General features: G+C 39.6%; 20 protein-coding genes. 11 read left to right on the top strand and 9 right to left on the bottom strand.

Features of this window, described 5'->3' with window-relative positions; translation table 11 throughout:
* Positions 1-100 precede the first annotated feature (100 nt).
* Both nosR and hemH read left to right on the top strand, forming a co-directional pair.
* The gene (gene nosR / locus AC0L7Q_RS18060) at positions 101-1,438 is read left to right on the top strand and encodes a response regulator c-di-GMP phosphodiesterase, NosR family (protein WP_413403477.1); all 1,338 of its coding nucleotides are present in this window, start codon (positions 101-103) and stop codon (positions 1,436-1,438) included.
* Positions 1,439-1,511: 73 nt separating this feature from the next.
* A complete protein-coding gene (gene hemH / locus AC0L7Q_RS18055) occupies positions 1,512-2,531 on the top strand; it encodes a ferrochelatase (RefSeq protein WP_413403475.1) in 1,020 nt (339 codons plus the stop codon).
* A 146-nt stretch (positions 2,532-2,677) separates the two neighbouring features.
* Here hemH and AC0L7Q_RS18050 read toward each other — a convergent pair whose 3' ends face one another.
* Positions 2,678-3,835, bottom strand: a complete 1,158-nt coding sequence (locus tag AC0L7Q_RS18050; protein ID WP_413403473.1) for a benzoate/H(+) symporter BenE family transporter — start codon at positions 3,833-3,835, stop codon at positions 2,678-2,680.
* 367 nt (positions 3,836-4,202) lie between these two features.
* Between AC0L7Q_RS18050 and AC0L7Q_RS18045 the strand changes: the two genes are divergently transcribed.
* On the top strand, positions 4,203-4,919 hold the full coding sequence (locus tag AC0L7Q_RS18045; RefSeq protein WP_413403471.1) for a hypothetical protein: 717 nt from the start codon (positions 4,203-4,205) through the stop codon (positions 4,917-4,919).
* Positions 4,920-4,984: 65 nt separating this feature from the next.
* A complete protein-coding gene (locus tag AC0L7Q_RS18040) occupies positions 4,985-5,728 on the top strand; it encodes a zinc-dependent metalloprotease family protein (protein ID WP_138605714.1) in 744 nt (247 codons plus the stop codon).
* Positions 5,729-6,113: 385 nt separating this feature from the next.
* Here the strand turns inward: AC0L7Q_RS18040 and AC0L7Q_RS18035 are convergent, their stop codons facing one another.
* Positions 6,114-7,328 (bottom strand): alkaline phosphatase family protein, encoded by a 1,215-nt coding sequence (locus AC0L7Q_RS18035; RefSeq protein WP_413403469.1) that lies wholly within the window; start codon positions 7,326-7,328, stop codon positions 6,114-6,116.
* A gap of 152 nt (positions 7,329-7,480) precedes the next feature.
* Between AC0L7Q_RS18035 and dgt the strand changes: the two genes are divergently transcribed.
* The 4 genes from dgt to AC0L7Q_RS18015 all read left to right on the top strand — a co-directional run bounded on the left by dgt (position 7,481) and on the right by AC0L7Q_RS18015 (position 11,466).
* Positions 7,481-8,944 (top strand): dGTPase, encoded by a 1,464-nt coding sequence (dgt, locus tag AC0L7Q_RS18030; protein ID WP_413403468.1) that lies wholly within the window; start codon positions 7,481-7,483, stop codon positions 8,942-8,944.
* 93 nt (positions 8,945-9,037) lie between these two features.
* Positions 9,038-9,664, top strand: a complete 627-nt coding sequence (locus AC0L7Q_RS18025; protein ID WP_418157367.1) for a hypothetical protein — start codon at positions 9,038-9,040, stop codon at positions 9,662-9,664.
* Positions 9,664-10,482, top strand: a complete 819-nt coding sequence (locus tag AC0L7Q_RS18020; protein WP_418157366.1) for a hypothetical protein — start codon at positions 9,664-9,666, stop codon at positions 10,480-10,482. Before AC0L7Q_RS18025 ends, AC0L7Q_RS18020 begins: the two co-directional genes overlap by 1 nt.
* A 135-nt stretch (positions 10,483-10,617) precedes the next feature.
* Positions 10,618-11,466: a substrate-binding periplasmic protein gene (locus AC0L7Q_RS18015; RefSeq protein WP_409426097.1), complete on the top strand. Its 849-nt coding sequence runs from the start codon at positions 10,618-10,620 to the stop codon at positions 11,464-11,466.
* Between the two features lie 446 nt (positions 11,467-11,912).
* Here the strand turns inward: AC0L7Q_RS18015 and AC0L7Q_RS18010 are convergent, their stop codons facing one another.
* The 4 genes from AC0L7Q_RS18010 to AC0L7Q_RS17995 all read right to left on the bottom strand — a co-directional run bounded on the left by AC0L7Q_RS18010 (position 11,913) and on the right by AC0L7Q_RS17995 (position 14,138).
* Positions 11,913-12,830 (bottom strand): histone deacetylase family protein, encoded by a 918-nt coding sequence (locus AC0L7Q_RS18010; RefSeq protein WP_413403464.1) that lies wholly within the window; start codon positions 12,828-12,830, stop codon positions 11,913-11,915.
* Positions 12,831-12,832: 2 nt separating this feature from the next.
* Complete coding sequence (locus AC0L7Q_RS18005) at positions 12,833-13,297, bottom strand: hypothetical protein (protein WP_409426095.1); 465 nt, start codon at positions 13,295-13,297, stop codon at positions 12,833-12,835.
* Positions 13,298-13,629: 332 nt separating this feature from the next.
* Complete coding sequence (locus tag AC0L7Q_RS18000) at positions 13,630-13,920, bottom strand: putative quinol monooxygenase (RefSeq protein ID WP_409426094.1); 291 nt, start codon at positions 13,918-13,920, stop codon at positions 13,630-13,632.
* 2 nt (positions 13,921-13,922) lie between these two features.
* Positions 13,923-14,138 (bottom strand): DUF2798 domain-containing protein, encoded by a 216-nt coding sequence (locus AC0L7Q_RS17995; protein WP_138595457.1) that lies wholly within the window; start codon positions 14,136-14,138, stop codon positions 13,923-13,925.
* Between the two features lie 81 nt (positions 14,139-14,219).
* Here AC0L7Q_RS17995 and AC0L7Q_RS17990 point away from each other — a divergent pair, with 81 nt between their 5' ends.
* Positions 14,220-15,080 carry a LysR family transcriptional regulator gene (locus AC0L7Q_RS17990; protein WP_409426093.1) on the top strand — a complete coding sequence of 287 codons (861 nt, stop codon included), beginning with the start codon at positions 14,220-14,222 and terminating at the stop codon, positions 15,078-15,080.
* A 211-nt stretch (positions 15,081-15,291) separates the two neighbouring features.
* Here AC0L7Q_RS17990 and AC0L7Q_RS17985 read toward each other — a convergent pair whose 3' ends face one another.
* Entirely contained in the window at positions 15,292-16,242 is a 951-nt protein-coding gene (locus AC0L7Q_RS17985; protein WP_409426092.1) for a nucleotidyl transferase AbiEii/AbiGii toxin family protein, read from the bottom strand.
* Entirely contained in the window at positions 16,232-16,630 is a 399-nt protein-coding gene (locus AC0L7Q_RS17980; protein ID WP_409426091.1) for a DUF6088 family protein, read from the bottom strand. Before AC0L7Q_RS17980 ends, AC0L7Q_RS17985 begins: the two co-directional genes overlap by 11 nt.
* A 487-nt stretch (positions 16,631-17,117) precedes the next feature.
* Here AC0L7Q_RS17980 and AC0L7Q_RS17975 point away from each other — a divergent pair, with 487 nt between their 5' ends.
* A complete protein-coding gene (locus tag AC0L7Q_RS17975; protein WP_413403459.1) occupies positions 17,118-18,137 on the top strand; it encodes a hypothetical protein in 1,020 nt (339 codons plus the stop codon).
* On the top strand, positions 18,138-18,479 hold the full coding sequence (locus AC0L7Q_RS17970; RefSeq protein ID WP_413403457.1) for a hypothetical protein: 342 nt from the start codon (positions 18,138-18,140) through the stop codon (positions 18,477-18,479).
* 441 nt (positions 18,480-18,920) lie between these two features.
* On the opposite strand, the gene AC0L7Q_RS17965 is transcribed toward AC0L7Q_RS17970, so the two are convergent.
* Positions 18,921-20,051: a DUF1570 domain-containing protein gene (locus AC0L7Q_RS17965; protein WP_409426088.1), complete on the bottom strand. Its 1,131-nt coding sequence runs from the start codon at positions 20,049-20,051 to the stop codon at positions 18,921-18,923.
* Between the last annotated feature and the right edge of the window lies 1 nt (position 20,052).

Raw genomic sequence — 20,052 nt, 5'->3', positions numbered from 1 at the left:
TTCAAAAAACCTATTAAAATAAAGGATTTCTATTAAAAGAGTTGTTTACTTACTACCCTTAGACTAAATTTAAATATAAACTTTTTACTGGCATTTCGTGATGCAAGAATTAGATGAAATAAAAAAACTCAATCAACTGCCGCCAAGCATCTTATGCTTGGACGATGAAGCTAATGTACTCAAATCTTTAGTACGACTGTTGCGCCAATATAAATTTGATGTGACTGTTTCAACCAATGGCCAAGATGCACTTGATAAAATGCACGCAAAGCAATTTGATGTCGTCATTAGTGACATGCGCATGCCAAAAATGAGTGGGGCTGAGTTTTTAGCTAAAGCAAGACAAATCGCTCCCGATAGCCAGCGTATTTTGTTAACTGGTTTTTCCGATTTAGAGTCAACAGTCAGTGCCGTTAACGAAGGAGGCATTCATGCTTATGTGCAAAAACCTTGGCAAAATGATCACTTAATTAGTGTTATCCAGTCAGGCGTTGAAAAGTTTAGACTAAAAAAACACAATGAAATTTTACAACGCCATGTAAATCAGCAAAATGAACAATTAAAAGAGCTTAATAGTAATTTAGAGCAACTTGTCGACAAGCGAACAAAGCAAATTAGAAGTGTACTAAAAAAACTAGAAGTCGCTAATGAAAGTGAAAAAAGAGAGCATCAATCGACTGTTGAACTGCTTTATAATTTTATCAATGCAAACCCTTATCTCGATGGTAAAAGAGCAGAAAATATAGCCGGCACATGCACCCAAATAGCGCGTTATCTTAATGTATCGCAAAAAAGTATTACGCTTGCGCCTATTGCCGGGTACTTAGCTCAAATTGGTTTACTTGCAATGGATCCTGAGCTTTACAACAAACCTATTAATGAACTTAATGAAGTACAGCGCAAAACGTTTTATACCCACCCAAGTATTTCACAATTAATGCTCATGCCAGCGACTCACTTGAGCGATGTTTCTGATGCAATTTATCACCAGTTCGAACGATACAACGGCCAAGGTATCCCCAAAGGACTTGCTAAAAACGATATTCCAATTGGTGCTATGGTGCTCAGCGTAGCTCGCGATTACTGGGAGCATTATGAGCAAAGCGATCCATTACTTACAACAAAACAACGCCATGAGGCTGCGCTCGGTAATATTAAGGCCAACAGTGGTAGCTTATATCACCCGCGTATTGTCGATGCACTTGAAGCAAGCCATACTAAATTAATTACCTCTGATAGTTCTATTGGCTCAATTAAAATAATTTGCGCTCAAGAGCTTGAAGAAAATATGACACTGGCAAACTCACTACACAGCCATACAGGCATTATGCTTTTACCCAAAGAGCATGTTTTCAATTCAAAATCGATTGTTAAGCTACAACAACTCGAAGCCAAAAAGCCGACTCCGTTTAGAATTATGGTTAAAACGGCTAAATGATTGATCTAAATTGCTCTTTTATTCGTTACAATGGGCTTAAATAAATTAATAACTTTGCTTGAAGGAGCACAACGTGTCGCGATTTTCTGCCGTTACCGATAATCCCCACGACGGGCGTTTTAACCAAAAAACGGGAATATTACTGACCAACTTAGGCAGCCCAGATGCCCCCACAGCAAGCGCATTACGTGTTTACTTGCGTGAGTTTTTATCTGATCCACGCATTGTAGAAATTCCACGCATTGTGTGGATGATAATTCTCCATGGCATTATCTTACGCATTCGTCCAAAACGCTCAGCTAAGTTATATAAAAGTATATGGACCGAAAATGGCTCGCCGCTAACTCATATTACGCGCCAGCAAAGCCTTAAATTAAATGCCTTATTAAAACAGCATGGCTATACCAACACCGAAGTGGTTATGGCGATGCGCTATGGTAACCCATCAATCGAAGCGGGCCTTGAAGAGCTTAGAGACAAAGGTTTAACCCGTATTATTGTGCTGCCACTTTATCCGCAGTATTCAAGCCCAACTACAGGCTCCACATTTGATGCAGTTGTCAATGTATTAAAAAAATGGCGCTGGGTACCAGAGCTGCACTTTGTAAACGGGTATCACAAAAATACTGTGTACCTTGAGTCACTCGCTAATAGTATTAGTGAAGATTTAGAAAAACATGGAATGCCACAAAAAATGGTGTTTTCATACCACGGTATGCCTAAACAGTTTTTAGATAATGGCGACCCTTATCATTGCCTATGTCAACAAACAACACGATTAGTGGTTGAAAAACTAGGGCTAGACAAAGATAAAGTGATCACTACTTTTCAAAGTCGCTTTGGTAAAGCTGAATGGTTAAAACCATATACAGATGCAACTCTTGAGAGCTTACCTGGCGAAGGAATTAAAGATATCGCAATTATCAGCCCTGCATTTAGCGCCGACTGCCTAGAAACACTTGAAGAATTAGAAGGTGAAAACCGCGAAATTTTTGAAGAAGCTGGCGGCGAAAAATACCGATACATTGCAGCCCTTAACGATCGTGACGATCATATAGACGCCATGTTCGATGTATTAAAGCCAATGCTATAAAAAAAGAGAGCAGCGGTTAGGTTTTAGCTCTCAGCGTTCAGCTGGAGATTAGCCAAGTGCGGTGAAAGCTTGTAGGCGCGAGTATATCTCGCGCTTTCTCTTGTATCACTTTCTGATAGCTGACAACTTATAACTCAAAGCTGCGCTTAGCGCTTACGTGTCACTATTAATGTGATTGCCCCGGCTATTATTCCCCAGCAGGCAGAGCCTACCGACCATAAAGTTAAATCTGAGGCAGTGACTAAAAAAGTAATGATAGCCGCTTCAGTATATTCAGCACTATGCAAAGACTGCTGCAAACTATTGGCAATAGTGCCAAACAAAGCAATACCCGCCAACGCTAACACTAATGCTTGTGGCAAGCTTGCCACAATTGCCACTAACATAGCCGCACATAGCGCCATAATTATATAAAACACGCCACCAGCAATACTTGCCCAATAACGTTTATCAGGGTCTTTATCAGCCTCTTCACTCATACAAATAGCCGCTGTTATAGCTGCTAAATTTATGGAATAAGTGCCAAAGGGAGCCGTCACACAATTTATTAACCCGGTCACAGTTAATGACGATGATATAGGCGCTTTATAATTATGTGCTTTCAAAATAGCGAAACCGGGTAAGTTTTGTGAGGTCATAGTTACTATGTATAAAGGAATGCTTATACTTACAAATGCCTGCAAACTAAAGCTTGGCGCTATATATGCAAAACTACTGGCTTGCCAATGCACGGTACTGGTATCGATATTACCCATATACCACGCTAAAAATATACCCGCTAGCAACACACTTAGCATCGCAAAACGGGCAAAAAAGCGCTTACCAATAAAGTACACCACCACCATTAAACCAATAACTAATGGCATATCGTTCATAAAGTTAAACACATCAATGCCAAATGTCACTAATACTCCCGCTAACATGGCACAAGCCAGTTCACTAGGAATACGGTTCATAATTTTTTCAAACCACCCGGTTACTCCCGACACCAGCACCAAAAAGGCCGATAACATAAATGCGCCTATCGCTTCATGTAAGCTATAGCCTTGAGCACTTGAAATTAGTAGTGCAGCCCCTGTGGTCGACCATGCAATTAAAATCGGTACTTTATAATAAAACGACAACACAATAGAGGTACTGCCCATTACCAAGCCCAGCATTAATATCCAGCTTGCCACTAGTTCAGGTGTGCCACCTAAAGTGATCACCACTTGGTAAATCAATGCTATCGAACTTGAAAAACCAATAATAACGGCAACAAGTCCCGCCATAGTGCGACTAAGTAATTGATCAGTCCCTGCCATAATTCCCTCATTTCATGCTTTAACGTTACAACATACTTTGCCTATTTTTACATTGCAATTTTGAATAATGAATATGAAAAAACATCACGTTAATAAATTTTTTTATTAATCAATTTTTGCCTATCAAAATCATTGCTATTTAAAAAATAAACGCGTACCTAAAAACAACCCGCAGAGCGCATTATTGCTGTAAAAAGCTGTAATTTTTAAGCTAAAAACATATCCCCCAAAAAGACAAACTAAATACTTACAATGAGTTATAAAAACCCCCATTAACACTTTATGGTTACAATTTAAATTTGATCTCATCCTATTTTTAATATAAAACTTAACAATTATTTCACCAATTACCCTAAAAGAGAAACAGATGAAACGTTACATTGTTTTAATTATCGCTATTCCTTTGTCTGTATTTGCCATTTATACACTGCTTGAGAATCAGAAAAAAATCGATAAGGAGGCAGTAGCCCCTATTGCCGTAGACATCGTCCCTGTTGATTCTGAGTTTGTAAAACAAACACGTAAGCCATTGCCAATTGATATGAGTAAAGACCCTATTACAGTCAAACCCTCAGAAGAAAAACTAGCCGACACTGAAGACTCGTTTGATGCAATAAATAAGCCTTCAACTAAGGCCAAAGAAATACTTAAAGCGGCAAAAGTACTGCCTACTGATTTACAAAATGAAGCCTATATAGAATTTGATTTAACAGCACTTAAAGCCCTTAAAGCAGGGGATAATTTTGATCTCGCTATACCGCAAACCGCAGAAACCTACAGCGCTGAAATAACTAACGTTACCAGTGCCAGCAACGGCGATAAAAGTATTGTTGGCCAAGTGATTGGTGCTAATGGAGCAATGCACACCACCATATTAACCGTTGGCAAGGATGCAGTATATGGTCAATTTACAGCCCCAAGTGGCAACTATGTTTTTGAAAGCAAAGGACAATATGGCTGGATTGCAGCAAAGCGTGATTTATACAAATCACATATAGAACACCAAGTAGGTGAACCCTCGCCAAAAAATACTGATGGTGGAGATCCGTTTGCACCCAGTGATGAAAAGTCACCCTCTATTTAATTTTTAATCTAAACAAAGACGACACAGCAGTAAAACTGCAATCATAAAAGAAAGGAAAGACGACTATGAAAAAAATAATATCAACAGCCGCTATTGCAACAGCATTATGTGCAGCAAGCACAGTATCAGCAGAAACAATTGATATCGGTATTTTATATACCGACCAATCAGCTGCCGCTACCAGTAATATTAACACTAAGATAAATCAGCTTATTGCTTTTAGTAATCAAGTATATAGCCAAAATGGCGTTGATATTACACTGCGTTTAGTCGGCTCTCAAAACTTAGGTAACCACGCAATAACCCCTTCAGAAGATTGGCTGGACGCTGTGACAAACAGCAGCTACGTAAATGGTTTACGTAATGACTGGAAAGCAGACATGGTAGCCGTACTAGGTACTGGTCAAAGTGCGGGTAGCGGTTTAATTTCATGTGGTATTGCTTGGGTTGGCCAAGGCACGAATGGCAATTTATACAGCTCAATGAGCGATCGTATGTACTCAATTACAGCTGTTGATTGTGGTGCTACAACATTCGTACATGAACTAGGTCATAATCAAGGCCTTACACATTCTCGTAAACAAGGCGCAACTAGTGGCGGTGTATATGTTGATGGCATGGGCCACGGTGTACAAAATGAATTTGCCAGTATTATGGCTTACCCACATGTGTTTGGTAGTGCGACTCAGTACGATTATTTCTCAAACCCAAATTGGAGCGTAAACGGTATTCCATTTGGTGTGACTAACCAAGCATATGCTATTCGTACCGTCACTGATACCAAAACCAGTATCGCCAACTTTAAATAATCTCAATTGTGAATAATGAGCTTATTCTAAGATTTAGCATTAGGGTCTGTTGATCTTTCAAGGTTAAATTTGCAGCAGTCTGTTTGGTATTTAGGCAAGGCAGAGCCTATGTGGTGTGGTTATTCCCCATAAATAGGCGATAACGCAGCATCAATGCCAAACAGGCGCTGCCCAAAGGGTTCTGCCTAAGGGCGATTTACTCTTTGTTGCTCGGTTTTTACTTAGCCCACTAGGTTACAAACCTCGCGCCGCGATTAAACCGCCCCTAGTTTGAACAAATATTAATCTGCAAAGATCAACAGACCCTAAATAAATGGGTAAATTATTACCCATTTACACCAATTAAGTTTCCCTTGCGGAGCGCCTCGGCGCTCTTTTTTGATGATTAATCATTACCTGCTTTTATTGCAGGAAGTAAAGTTTTGCCATCGCTATCTACTTCACTCATTAGCGTTAACCCCATTACTTTGGCAAGCACAGGATAAACATCTAAATTATTCACCAGCTCAATACTTACACCTTTTTTAAACGCAGGACCTGCTGCTATAAAGGAGGCAGCCATATCATCACTATAAGCATAGCCATGTGTACCTAAATAAGGCGCTTTAGTACCGTTACTAAATACCGCAGGCGCATTAGTTTGCACCACAATATCACCCACTCTACTACCGCTATTATAATGGTAGCCTGCAAGTTGTTCGCTACTTAAGACACTATAACGCCCCTTAGCCGCTTTTTGTAAACGTGCTTTATATGCATCAATATCCGCATTTTTAGCATCGCTTTTAGTATAAATAAGTAAACGAGGTCCGGTATTCACAATAATAAAATTATCATCTTTAGGTAAACTGCTAACAATAATGCTTTGCTCAGGATCAACCTTTGCCATGCCATGATCAGAAACAATGACTAAGTTTATATCCTGAGATAATTTGCTCAAGCGAGTACGTAATTGCCCCATTAAGGCATCTAACTTATGAACGGCGTCGCGTGTTTGTACTGCATCTGGGCCAAACTCATGCCCAATACTATCAACCAGCGAAAAGTAACTGGCTACAAAACGTGGACGCTGCGCCTTAGGTAAACTTAACCATTGTACAATTTGGTCAATTCTGTCTTGGTAGTCACCTTGTTTAGAATAATGAAAATAGTAATCAGGCGTCATGCCATTAAAGCGCGCATCCGACTCAGGCCAAAAATAAACTGCCGATTTAAGCCCATGCATTTTTACTAAATTCCATAAGGGAGTACCACGTACCCAAGTACTGTCTTTTTGGCCTTTACCCATGCTGTAGCATTCATTATTGCGCGCTTTGTCGCAGAACTTATTATCAACAATACCGTGGTTAACGGGCAGTAAACCGGTGATCACTGAAATATGGTTAGGAAACGTTTTAGTAGGGTAAACTGGCTGCATCTTTTGCGCCCTAACTCCTTGTTCAGCCATTGCTTTTAAATTTGGTGCACCGTGCTTTTCAATATAATCCCAACGCAAGCCATCAATTGAGATCATAACAACCGTTTGCTCTTTGGCTGCAAACGCATTATTCATCCCTAACAAAAGGCAAAAACAGACTGCCTTTGTGATCCATAATTTCATTTTAAACACCTATAGATGTATGCTAATTTTAAAAAATAATATTAAAGCAAGTTGTTACTTTATGATACATGCTGATAGATTAAAGATGGCTCACTAAAAAACATAACTCTGCATTAAATAAGAGCTTAACGTGAAAAATAAAAAGGATTGCCATGATCGACTTCAGTAGCAAAATCACCCCTGCGCGCATGCAGCGCACTACAGCCAATTTACAAATGGCGCTTGAGAGCGATCGTGGCCGCATTATCAACAGCGCAGCCATTCGTCGCCTGCAACAAAAAACCCAAGTATTTCCGCTTGAGCGTAACGCAGCAGTGCGCTCACGTCTTACTCACTCATTAGAAGTACAACAAGTTGGTCGATTTATCGTGCAGCGTGTTTTTGCCAATCTAAATTACCAACAGCAAAAAGAATATGGTTTATCCGGCTTAGAACGCCCTCTAGAAACCCTAGTAGAAATGGCCTGCCTAATGCACGATATTGGTAACCCGCCGTTTGGTCACTTTGGCGAGGCCGCCATTAATAATTGGTTTAATGCTAACTTGGCAAGTATTACGCCTGAGCGTTGCCAAACAGCCAATAGCAGTATAGGCATTATTTTTAAACATTTAGCACAAGATATTTGCAGCTTTGAAGGCAACGCCCAAGGCATACGTATTATTCACTCATTGCTCAGCCTAAATTTAACCTACAGCCAAAGTGCAGCAATTTTAAAGTATACCCGCCCTGCCAGTTTAGCAAAGCAAGATATTCCACAAAATAAAAACTACATTATGAAAAAAGTGGGCTACTACTACAGCGAAAAAAGCTTTATAGAAGCACTACAAACAGAGCTAAAAATGGAGCCGCATTGTCGCCATCCCGCCAGTTATATAATGGAAGCCGCAGACGATATTTCTTATTGCTTGGCTGACATAGAAGACGCGGTAGAAAAAGACATAATAAGCACTCAGCATTTGTGCGAGCAATTAAAAAAGCAGTATAACAAAGCGCTGATCAACTTAGCCTTAAACGATACCCAGCACCAAAGCTTTGTAGATGATGCAATTAATTACGCTATTGAACGCGCGCAAGCACAGCCCTTTAATTTTAATAGTGAATTTTTTATTTATTTACGCGTATCGTTACTGCATCCATTAGTGAATCATGCCGCAAAACGCTTTATTGAAAATATAGAGCCAATTTATCATGGTGATTTTAATCATGCATTATTAGAAGATCGCAGTTACTTACATGCTGCAACCCAAGCCCTTAAGCAAGTGGCGCTTGAACATGTGTTTTCTCATAAAGAGGTCGAAAAGCTTGAACTACAAGGCTATCGTATTATTAACGGCCTACTAGAATGCTATAAGCCATTACTACAATTAACTAGCGACGATTTTAAACGCGCATTACACGGCGACAACCGTTTATTAATAGAGTCACGATTAGTTAAAAAGCTCTCTAAAAAACATTTAAGTAGCTATCAGCACGCCATAAATGCCATGCAAGAAGAGCCCGACCACTTTGCGGCTTATGAGTTTTATTACAGATGTAGACTCATCCAAGATTACATAAGCGGCATGACCGACCAATTTGCTTACGACGAGTACCGCAGCTTAATGGTAATTGACTAAGCCACGCTCAGATCGTGAAATTGCTAAGCCCTAGATAATTTTTTACTTTGCGCTTAAAATTAGGGCATTGATGCTTAACCGCTTTTGAGTTTTATGAAACCGTTACTGAGTTGCTTATTTTTTTGTTTTGCTTTGTTTTATAGTGCTAGCAGTGGCGCTTACAACGAAGCGATGTGCATTCTTATAAAACAAGAAATGCAGCAATACAGCAATGACAAAACTAGCCGTAAGTACCGTAACGCCGCTCGCGACTACAAAAAAAACTGCAGCAACCCAGCTACACGTACTCAATCAACGGCAAAGACAAAACCACAACCTATTATTGAACAACCCAAACCTAAAATTACTAAACAGCAAGTAACTGAGCCTGTTTCATCAGTTGTAACCCCCATTGGCCAGGAGCAAGCTAAGTCACCGCTTATACAGCAACTAGTAACAGCGCCCAATCAAAGTACAGAGCGCACTCAGAACACAACTGAACCAGCAGCAACTACCGAGCCTAATGAGCCGCAAACCAATAAAACAACAGCAGAACAAAATGATGTTCTAAAAAATGATCAATTTAGCATTGATGCAACACCCCAAAGCAACACAACTTCAGCTGTCACAAAGACCACGGTAGAACCTTTACAAACTGCCATGCCGGTTACCGTAAAAGCAACAGAGCAAGTTAAAAGTGTTGCCCCATCACCCCTAAAAAATCAAACATGTTGTCGCTAGTGTTACCCAGTGTAGCGTTACTCTTAATAGTAATAATTGGGGTTGTTGTATTAATACGCCTGCGCCATGTTAAGCAAAACAACACGTCTGCTGATACCAGTATGCCACTAGCTGCTACTCCTACTAAGTGCGATGACAAGCAAACTAGTACCGCTATTGATGAATCTAAGACTCTTGATACCAGCAAAAACGAGCTACAAACAACAACCGAAAGTGTCGAGTTAAACGCAAGCGAAGTAAGCACCGTTAAAGTAAAGCAAGTACCGAATACCGCAGAGTTTGAAGCCGCCGCTAAAGCCACTTTAGAACGGATAAAAAATGCCACCGAGCATGCAGAGCCACAAGTAAGAGACTTTGACCCTGAAGCCAAACAAATCAAAAAACAGCGCAAGCCGGTTAATCAGCCTAGCGAGCCTGTACCAGCGACTAAAAAAGAAGCACCTATTGCAGCTGAGCCCATTTCGCCTCAACAGCCAAAGGCAGACTTACATTCGCCTAAACAACCGCGCTCACCGTTAACGCCATCTATCGAGCACGACTTTAAAGAGCCTGAAATACGCACCTTCGACCCCAATGCGCCCTTGCCCACTAAAAAAAGTGCGATAAAACCTGAGCAAGTAAAAGTATCGCCAGTTGAACCCACTAAGCCTGATATCCCGCCACAAAGCAGCAACCCATTTGCTAACTTATCGCTTGATGAAAGTTGGGATCCAAATTCTCCGCAAAAACCGAAAATAGAAGAAAAACAACGCGCCCCTAAATCACAAGCACTAATTGAAGCTGAAGAACGTGCAAAAAACATGCAAACAAAAGAATAATAGAGTACGCTGAACGTATTCAAAGGTGGCTTTAAATCTAACTTAAGCGTGCATTCAGTTTCACTCACTACAATAGCCTACTTTTTAAACAACACCACTCTCAACCTAATGGCTTAGAAGGAGTAAACTATACATATGCACGTGATGTTATCAGCTAAATTAAGATACCTTATTTTTACCGCATCTTTTTTTCTGATGGCTTTGGTGAGTGATTACAGTAACGCAATTCAAGCAATTCAACCTAAAGACGAGCAATCCACACACACCACTACTTTAAATATAAGTACCGGCGAATGGCCCCCTTTTATGAGTGAATCATTGCCCCACCAAGGTGTGATTGCCCATTTGATCACCGACTTATTTGCACAAGCCAATATTAAAGTTAACTTTACCTTTTTACCTTGGCCGCGTGCTTACCACGATACTATTAATGATAAATATGCAGCCACCGCCGTATGGATGTTTGAACAACAACGTACTGAGGATTATTTTTACAGTGAGCCCGTATTAAACGAGCGTTTTGTATTTTTTTATCACAAACAACGCCTTTTTGATTGGCAAAATCTAAACGATTTAAAAGGCTTATTACTCGGTGGTGGCCTTGCTTACAGCTACGGCGAAGAATTTGATAAAGCACTACAAGCTGGTTTATTTGATATCTCGCGAGTAAGTACCACAGAGCAAAACTTTAAACGCTTAGCTATGGGCAGAATTGACGCCTTTGCTGAGGAAAAAAGCGTCGGCTATTATATCTTGGCCAGTAAGTTACCTAACTTATTTAGCTCAATTAACCATCATCCCAAAGCTTTACTCATAAACCAAAGCTTTATGATGTTCCCTAAAAATAACAAATACAGTAAACAGCGGCTTGAAATTTTTAATCAGCAATTACTTAAATTTAAGCAAAACGGTCGCTACCAAGCCTACTTTGATGCGTTAGATAATGGCGCTTATCAGCCCACAAATAATGCCCTTGCCGACTGACCTGTAGGCGGGGCTTTATGCCGCGCGTTTTATGTTTGGAACGCGGGTTTCGGGCTACGGATTTCGGGTGATGGTATAAAACCTAACCCCTGTTTTTATATCTTCTCATTACATACACCACAGAGATTAAGAGGCGCTACGCTAAAAGAGTAGGTTTTAGGTTCTAGGTTTTAGCAAAAGCTCGCTGCTCGTCACTCGAAGCCCGAAGCTTTCTCATTACCCCTCATTCGCTTCTCTGTGGTCAAATAGTTTTTAAGTGATTTATGCACCATAGAGATTAAGAGACGCTGCGCTGAAAGAGTAGGTTTTAGAAAAAACTCGCTGCTCGAAGCCCGCGACCTTTATCAACGTAGGCGTTAAGCTTGCTGACGTGAAAAGCGTAGCTTTTAATAGCAAGCTGGAGTGCATATCCGGCTTTGATTTTATTTAAAGAGTAAGTGATGAATTTATAGTGTTGAACAAGCCTTAATTGCAGCAGCTATGGCCGAAGCGCTTTGTTTTGAGTAACCGCCTCCACCAGTAACTACTGTAGGTATCTCAAGACCTTTCAAATATGCAAGTATAGTTTTTTCACGCTTGGCAACATCTTCAATAGTAAGTTTAAAGCCACCTAATTTATCAACAGCCAATACATCAGTCCCAGCTACAACAAAAGCCAAAGCATAATTACCCGTTATTAACTCAAGCGCTTGGGTTAACTTTTCTAAATATTCGCAGCCTTCTACACCACTTTTTAACGGAACCGGGAAGTTTATTCTGTTACGAGTATATTGTGAGGTCGGGTAAATACCCTCATTATATACATCTAGTAAATGTACATTTTCGTTGTCTTTAAACGAGAAAGCATTGCCATTTCCATGATGGGCATCAACGTCGATAATTAAAACTTTATCAGTTTCACTTAAGTGGCCACTCTTTCGCAGTTGTTGATAACTAATGCCAATATCGTTATAAACACAAAAACCTTCCATATTTGCATAACTAGCATGGTGAAAGCCGCCTGATAAGTTCCACATAATCTCACCAGACTCCAAGGCATTTTCAGCACCCAATAAAGTACCTGAAACAGCCAAGCGCATAGGTCTTAAAATTTTTTTATCTATAAAACCAAAGCTAACAAAAGGAATACTGGGTACTTCAAGTGCACGTAAAACAAGTGTTTTACTCAAAACCAACTTTCTCATTAACTCATTGAGGTACTCATTAATTACTTTAGTTGGAACAGGTTCACTTGGATGGATTATTTCAATATCTGAGCCGTCAAGCTCTGAAATAACCTTAGCAAATTTTTCACCATCAAATGGGTGCAAGTATTTTAATAACCCTAACTGATAATTAAAATCTGGCTCATAAATAACTTTCATGTTTATGCATTTTCCGTTTCTGCAAGCTCTTTAGCGTAACGTAATACCTCATGAGGTGTCCAGATACCTGTTCCCAATGCTCTTGCTAATTTTCCATACGCACCAGCATTCGGCTTAAAACTAGGTTCTTTATTACAAGCTACCCTTAAACAATCTGCTACAACATTTGAACAGTTAAATTTAGCAAGTTGATATTGTGGTATGTTTTCCATCAAAGAAACAACATAATCTTCCAAGGCATCAGTGTTAGCATCTGCGATAGTGATAGTTAGTGGTCGTCGATTACCTTCGCTTTCAATATCAAGCTCCAAAGCCTGCATAAAATGGCCTGGTTGGCGTCGCTTTATCTTTAAATCTTTTTTACCCGCGCCATCAGCAGGCCAAAAGCTAATATAAGTTGTACCAAATGAAATTGAAGCATGCCCGACCATACTACCATGAGGTAACCAAACATGTACTTTTAACATAATAAAATCCTTTTTTTGTAATTCCCTAATTCAGGTTCAATTTATATATCTCAAGACTAAAAATCAATATAAAAATTAAAAGCCTTTATGCAGTTAATTACTCACCATTAATTCAATTTCGGGTGTGATCACGAGGAAGTTGTTTAGCAGAGGCATTCAAGTTTACCGTAGGGTTAAGCTTACTGACGTGAAAAGCGCAGCTTTTAATAACTCGAAACCCGATCCCCGCAACTCAGCGCTCATCGCCTTTATTTATAAATGTCGAATTGGCCAGTGCCGACCGCCCCGAGGATCAAACATTCTCTCAACTCTAATGAAGTACACACGATAAATTAAACTTGCTCAATCGCGACTAATTTATTTACTTCTACCGGTTTTGCTAACGCCGTTTCATAAAATGCAAACACCTCTTTTACATAAGGCTGTGAATAATGCGCATCCAAAGCGGCTTGCGACGTAAATTGTTCGACTAAAAACAAGCATGTTTTTTCACTATTGCTGTATAACTCAAATCGAATACAGCCAACCTCAGCCTGTGTAGGCTTTAAAATTTGCTGTAAACGCCCTTTACAGTCATCAAATAATGAAGCTTGAGGGGTTATTTTTGCCACTATATTAATCATCTTTAATCCTTATTAATTAATTTAATAACCACAGCACGAATTGGCGGTGCTACGGTAAAGGCCACTAAAAAAGCCGCAGGCCAGGCATTAATAAATGCAGTTAGCCAGCTTTGCACAAATGTATCGCTTAAACCTAAATTTACGTAGGTCACCCATGCAGATAGTAAAAACGACATCATGAACGAAAATGCCAATGTAAATATAAAATGAATTTTCATATTTCCTCCTTGGCGTTACTATATTCAAAAGCTTGAAGCTTCCATAGTCACAAAAATGCAAACTAAGATTGAGAAACAGAAATGCTTGATGACATTCATTTATTTATAGAGGTAGCTAGGCGTAAAAGTATGAGCCAAACGGCAAAAGACTTAGGCTTAAATTTATCGACGCTATCGCGACGTATTCAAGCACTTGAAACCAAATTAACAGAGCCATTATTGCAACGTACAGCACGAGGAATCGTGCTAACAGCAAAAGGAGAGCAGCTCTATACATCGCTTGCAGATTCAGTGTTAGCACTAAATAATCAAATAACCGCCCTTAATTGTGCTAGCAATAACAGCAATACTTTTTATTTATTATGCCCACAGAACATCATTGCAGATCTACTTATGCCTGCGCTAAATACATTTATAAAAGATAATCCTTCGCTCAATTTTCACATATCGCCAAGTAATGCCAATAGTCAGTTGAGCCAACAACGCTTTGACCTCGCTATTCGCATTGGTCAACAACAAGACTCAAGTTATTATCAAAAACGCTTAGGCGCTATTGCAGTTAAGTTGGTTAGCAAAAAAGATGCGCCGCAAACTCGCCTAATTTTACCTTATACTCAAGCGCAGCTACCAACAGGCATGCTTAACAAACTAACAGAGCTCTACAGCGATATAAGTTATTGCTTTGATATAACAATAGCCAGAAAAATGGTTGAGGAAGGAAATGGAGTTGGTTTATTACCTATGAGTGAAATTAGTTATATTACTGACAAACAGGCTTTTGACTATATTGAATTGCAGCCAGCTTTTGCAAACCGGCCTATTTATGCCCTATGGCATAACACACGCCAGCCAAGTAAAACGGCAAGTCAGTTAATTACTTTAATACAGGGCGTAATTGAACAAACGCCATGCTTACAGGGTGATATTGTTAAGTTAGGTTAAGGGATTATTTATGCTGTAAAGTGTAGCTTGCTGGTGCAAAAAGCGCAGCTTTTAATACTCGAAGCCCGATCCCCGCAGCTCGGTTCTCGACGCCTTTCAGCAAAGCTGTTCAAAAGTATTCCTGATATTTTTGCTGGTCATTCGTCACCTCGGCGCTCCGAGCTTTAGTGTGTAGTGATTATGAAAATACAGCACTTTTCAAATTTGACGGTTAAAGCTCGACATCATTTAAAACATCTTTGCAAAATGATTTAAATACACCAAATGCTTCTTGCCACACCAATTTATGACTACCGTAAATCATTGGAACAACATATTCATTAAAGCGCGTTTCATAGAGTGAATTAGTTTGTAACACGTTTAAAGCAAACTTAAGTTCAATAATCGGTTCTGCCATTAATTCTAAATGCTGATTACCGTAACGGGTAATATCTTCCGCAATGACTTTTTGCACTAAAGGCACTACATCTTGAACATTCGCCAATCCAGCGTGTTGAATATAATACGTATCATAAATATGGCGAATTAGCGCAGGATCATCGTCTCTTTTATTATCACGTGCAAAGCTCGCTGTGCGTCTAAGCATAGACACTAACTTTTCAGCTTGTGTACTCTTAATGCTAGAAAAATCCATCAGCGGCACTTCTGATGCCTGTTGAGTTACCTCGTTCACTAAAGAAGATATATTGCAGCTTTGTACATTATCAAAAAGTAATGTTTCTATAAGCTCTAATTTAATAAACGGTCGTAAGCATGGGGCTTTTGAATGGGCTTGAGGATAGCGAATATCAATTTGTTGATATCGATATTCATCAAAAACAGTTGGCGTATTTTCTACAGAAAAATAATTATCTGAATTAATTGCAGCAATTAACTGTAAGTGGAGCGCTTTTCTAGCCTTTCTTCTTTTAGTTTTAGACGTGTTAGCAGTTAAATCTTTAGGAATGATTTTTATATCAACATCTTCAGACATCCTGTGAGTTTTAATGCCTGACTTTGTTAATGCTGTACCGCCTGAAAAAACTAAAAAATGCGTCTCAAAAGATAACTCACAAAGTAGCTTAAGTAGTGCAACTACATAGTAATCTTTTTCAACAATGGCAGGGTTACCCATACCAAGAGCATCCGCTACATCTAAAAATAAATCGCTATCAACTCGCATTGATAGCGCTATTATTTACAACAATTTTACGCTTAAACCGGCTATTGGTCATTATTTTAAATGAAGCGGGTACTTGTAAACTTTCACCCTCAAGACTGCGTTGTGAAAATTCATCAAACTGGTACTCAACGCCCAGTTTTTCAATAGCTTCTAAAATGACACCATCTGCACCCGCAGGTGATGCTGGCATTAACTTACCAGTAATGCGATTTTCTCGCGCTTTAGTATAAAGCCCATAGCCAATGCGTAACAACTGGCCACTATCTACCAGCTTTTTTAAAACACGGCCAACTTGGTCGTAACCTGCAATATCAGCAAAATCAGCGCGCTCAAAAACATAACGCTTAGAGCGATTTATTCTTGTGGTTACTTTACTTGCTATTGTCATATTAATTACTCTCGTTGCTTAGATAAAATATAGCAAACATACGACATCTAAACAATGCAAACATACGACCTTAAAAGAGTAATAGCACACTGACCTTTAGGTAAAAAATCGATAACGGGCTCAAACGACGAGCTTCGGGTAACGAGCCGCGAGCGACAGGCAAAACAAAACCTAGCGCCTAGTTACTTCCCTTAAACCTAGCATCTTTACCACCATAGGCGTTAAGCTTGCTGACGCGAAAAGCGCCGCTTTAAATAGCTCGAAAGCCGTCACTCGTCGCTCGTCGCTCGTCGCTCGTCGCCTATATTTATACATGTCGCGTTGGCGACGGCAACCAAAAAAGTGCCATTATTTAACCCCTCCAGTCCTGCCTCATAATAATATATTTCTTACAACGCCTTCTGTTATTGCCTGCATGCTTGGCATTGACGGTTAAACTAAAAGGCGTTAGCATTTATGATACTGGACTAAAGTAAGGATACTGAACATGGCTCTAGAAATTAGAATCTGCTTGGATGCAGTTACTGCAGAAGTAGTAAAATGTAAAACTTATAAAAACAATGCTTTCTCACAAGATAACAATCACATAAAAAGTAAAGTAATCACCTCAGGCACACCTTATATTTGGCGCAAAGAATACACTGACTCTTTAAGCGCTCCCACAACAGAACAAAAAAATATAGTCAATCAATTTGCGTTTTTACCAGCACAATCAAGAAGAAACATAGCTGGAATGCTGCGAGATTTTGGCAGCGAGACACTACTTGCTATTTCTGACTTTCAAGCTCAAGTTATACCGTTTTTAGCAAACAACACTCATGGCCTTATCGGCTCTGGTGCTACATCAATAGAAGCCCGCAGTTCAAAATTTGTTACTTTAGCGGGTAAATATGAAGCATCTTTAAAAGATATACGAGCCGCACATAAGTCAGGCATGCCCAAATATCATATGATCGCTTTAGAGCAAAAAGCTCTTGAACTATTTAAAGAGCTTCAGCTTAAATATCAAGCTGAACTACAACGTTTTATGAATACTAACCGTGCAAGTCGTAGAGGGACGATCTGGTCTAACCCAAATCGTGGCGTTCACATAGCTAAAAGTGCCAGACACTCCACTAAATTAGATATAAGCAGCACCGCAGAATTTAAAAAAATTAAATATATTGAAAATACGGGCCGTTGGCTTGGTAATGGTATGATTTTACTCGATGGCGCCTTTAGAGCAAACTCGGTTTACAACGATTACAAAAATGGTGGCGACTGGCAAAGAAGTTTATCAACTGAGCTAGCCAGTTTTGGTGCATCTACCGCATCTGGTATTTATGTCGGTTCGATTACTACCACAGCACTCAGCTCTTTGCTTATGTTAACTCCTTATGGATGGGTTATTGCGATAGGTGTAGGGTTATATGTCGGTTTTACAGCAAGTATAAAAATGAATAAATTTATGAAAAAAACGTCTGAAAACATATACGACAGAAAACCTATACTTGAAGGGGTCTTTTAAATGCCCGTAGCGCATTTTGCTGGATATTCTCTGTTCGTATTTATGATAGGCACCTTTGCATCTGGTGTTTTATTTTCGAGAATTTCAGTCAAACATATTAATAAAAATATGGAAAAGGATGGAGTACTTCCCCCAAATTGGGATAAAGGTATTGGCGCTAGTGTGTCATTTTATATATTTGCGATGTTTTTTGAACGCTCCCGCATACCAACTCCGATGTTTGATGGGCGTTTTGTAGCAAAGTACTCTCGTCCAATTGACAAAGTGTTAGGCGCAGTCCACTTGATTTCAGTCACAGGAATGATGCTTTGTCTCTGCATTGTTACTTATTTTTCGAAGTAGCTTGTAGACGGGTGTTTACTTCGCGCTTTGGCTTTTGATTGAAAATTTTTAGTTTCGTCGCGTTGGCGACGGCAACCAAAGTGTGATTTGTCTTTAAATCAACTCTGCTGCAAATAATTCACCCGTGAAGCTGGGTTCCTGTCAGCATCCATGCTTCCACTTCCTCGCGCTGCGAGGATCACACTATTTCCTTAATTCAAATTAATGATATGAACGTAAACGCGGTGAAACACGTCCGTGTGTAAGCATCGCTTAACGCGCATTGCCTAAAAAGATTTAGGTACTTGGAATTTGTCGGGAACAAAATTCCGCCATGCTGCTATTACTCATCATTAATTCAATTTCGGGTGTGATTACGGGGGATTATCTTAACAGCGTCCTTTAAATTTTACCGTAGGCGTTAAGCTTGCTGACGCGAAAAGCGCCGCTTTTAATATCTTTTTAAAAACGGTGCTTTATAAATGGTTTGTTTAACCATGTTTTATAGTCTTTAGACAGCTGCGGAAAGTGCTGATACAACATACTTTCCAGTGTTTCAGCTGTGAGTTTACTACAAGGTGATTTTTGCTCGGCTAACATAACGCTTTTTAAAAACTGCTTGCCTTTGCTCGAGCCCATTAAAAAATATATCGCCGCCCAACTGCTCGCATAAAGCTTAGTATCATCCGCTGTTTGCCATTTGTTATCTAAACCTATCAACCAATTAATAGTAAAAACACTTTGCGCTATGTGTTTGTTACTTATCCAACTTAGGTTAGGTTCAATGCTGACTAATTGCATGCTGTTGTTGGTATATTCAAAATATTCAGCCAGCCCTTCATTAAGCCAACGAGGTGTTGTGCCTAGTATTGCTTTGTTTATAGCATGCACCGCTTCGTGTATTGCTGTGCGCATTGCGTTTTGCTCGCTTCGATAATATATAAACGCAGAGTTAGTAGCATGAAAATATATACCATCTGTATTAATTGGATCTGCTCCGCGCTGTTTAATCGCTTGTTCGTAACGACTCCGCGTTGCGAATACGGTCAGGTTTAACCTTACCTTTTTTAATGCATCTGCCCCTATAATTTGGCCATACACTTTAAATACAGTATTTAGTTTTATCCGTAATTTTTCTGTAAACGACGGCGGTAAATTAGCGGCCTGTAGCGTTAATTCAAAGTAATCGAGCGGCTCAACAAAGTCAGTATCAAGTGTTTCAACCGCAAAATCTGGCTTAGTATCACTAAAATGGGGCACACCATGGCTATCAGTCCAAGTGTAAATATTGCCATTACGCTTATATTTTACTTCACCTAATGAAACATCTGTACAACGCGTTGTATCGGCTTGTGGTAAATGGTTTTGTATTACTGTTTTAGTAGTAAACGAGCCTATAGAGGGTTTAATTAGGGTTTGCTCTGCTTCTTCAACTATTTCGATTTCGGCTTTTATATCTTCGTAAATAGCTCGTACACTGCCAATAGGATCATGGTAGTTGAATACCCGCCCAGTTAGGTGGTTAGCAATAAATGCCGCTGCAATTAACAGCACAATAAATACAAATAGCACGCGCCATTTTGTGCTCAACATC

Source organism: Pseudoalteromonas sp. KJ63-1, assembly GCF_055808145.1.
Note: the sequence above shows the minus strand (reverse complement) of the source record. Positions and strands in the feature narration are given on the sequence as shown.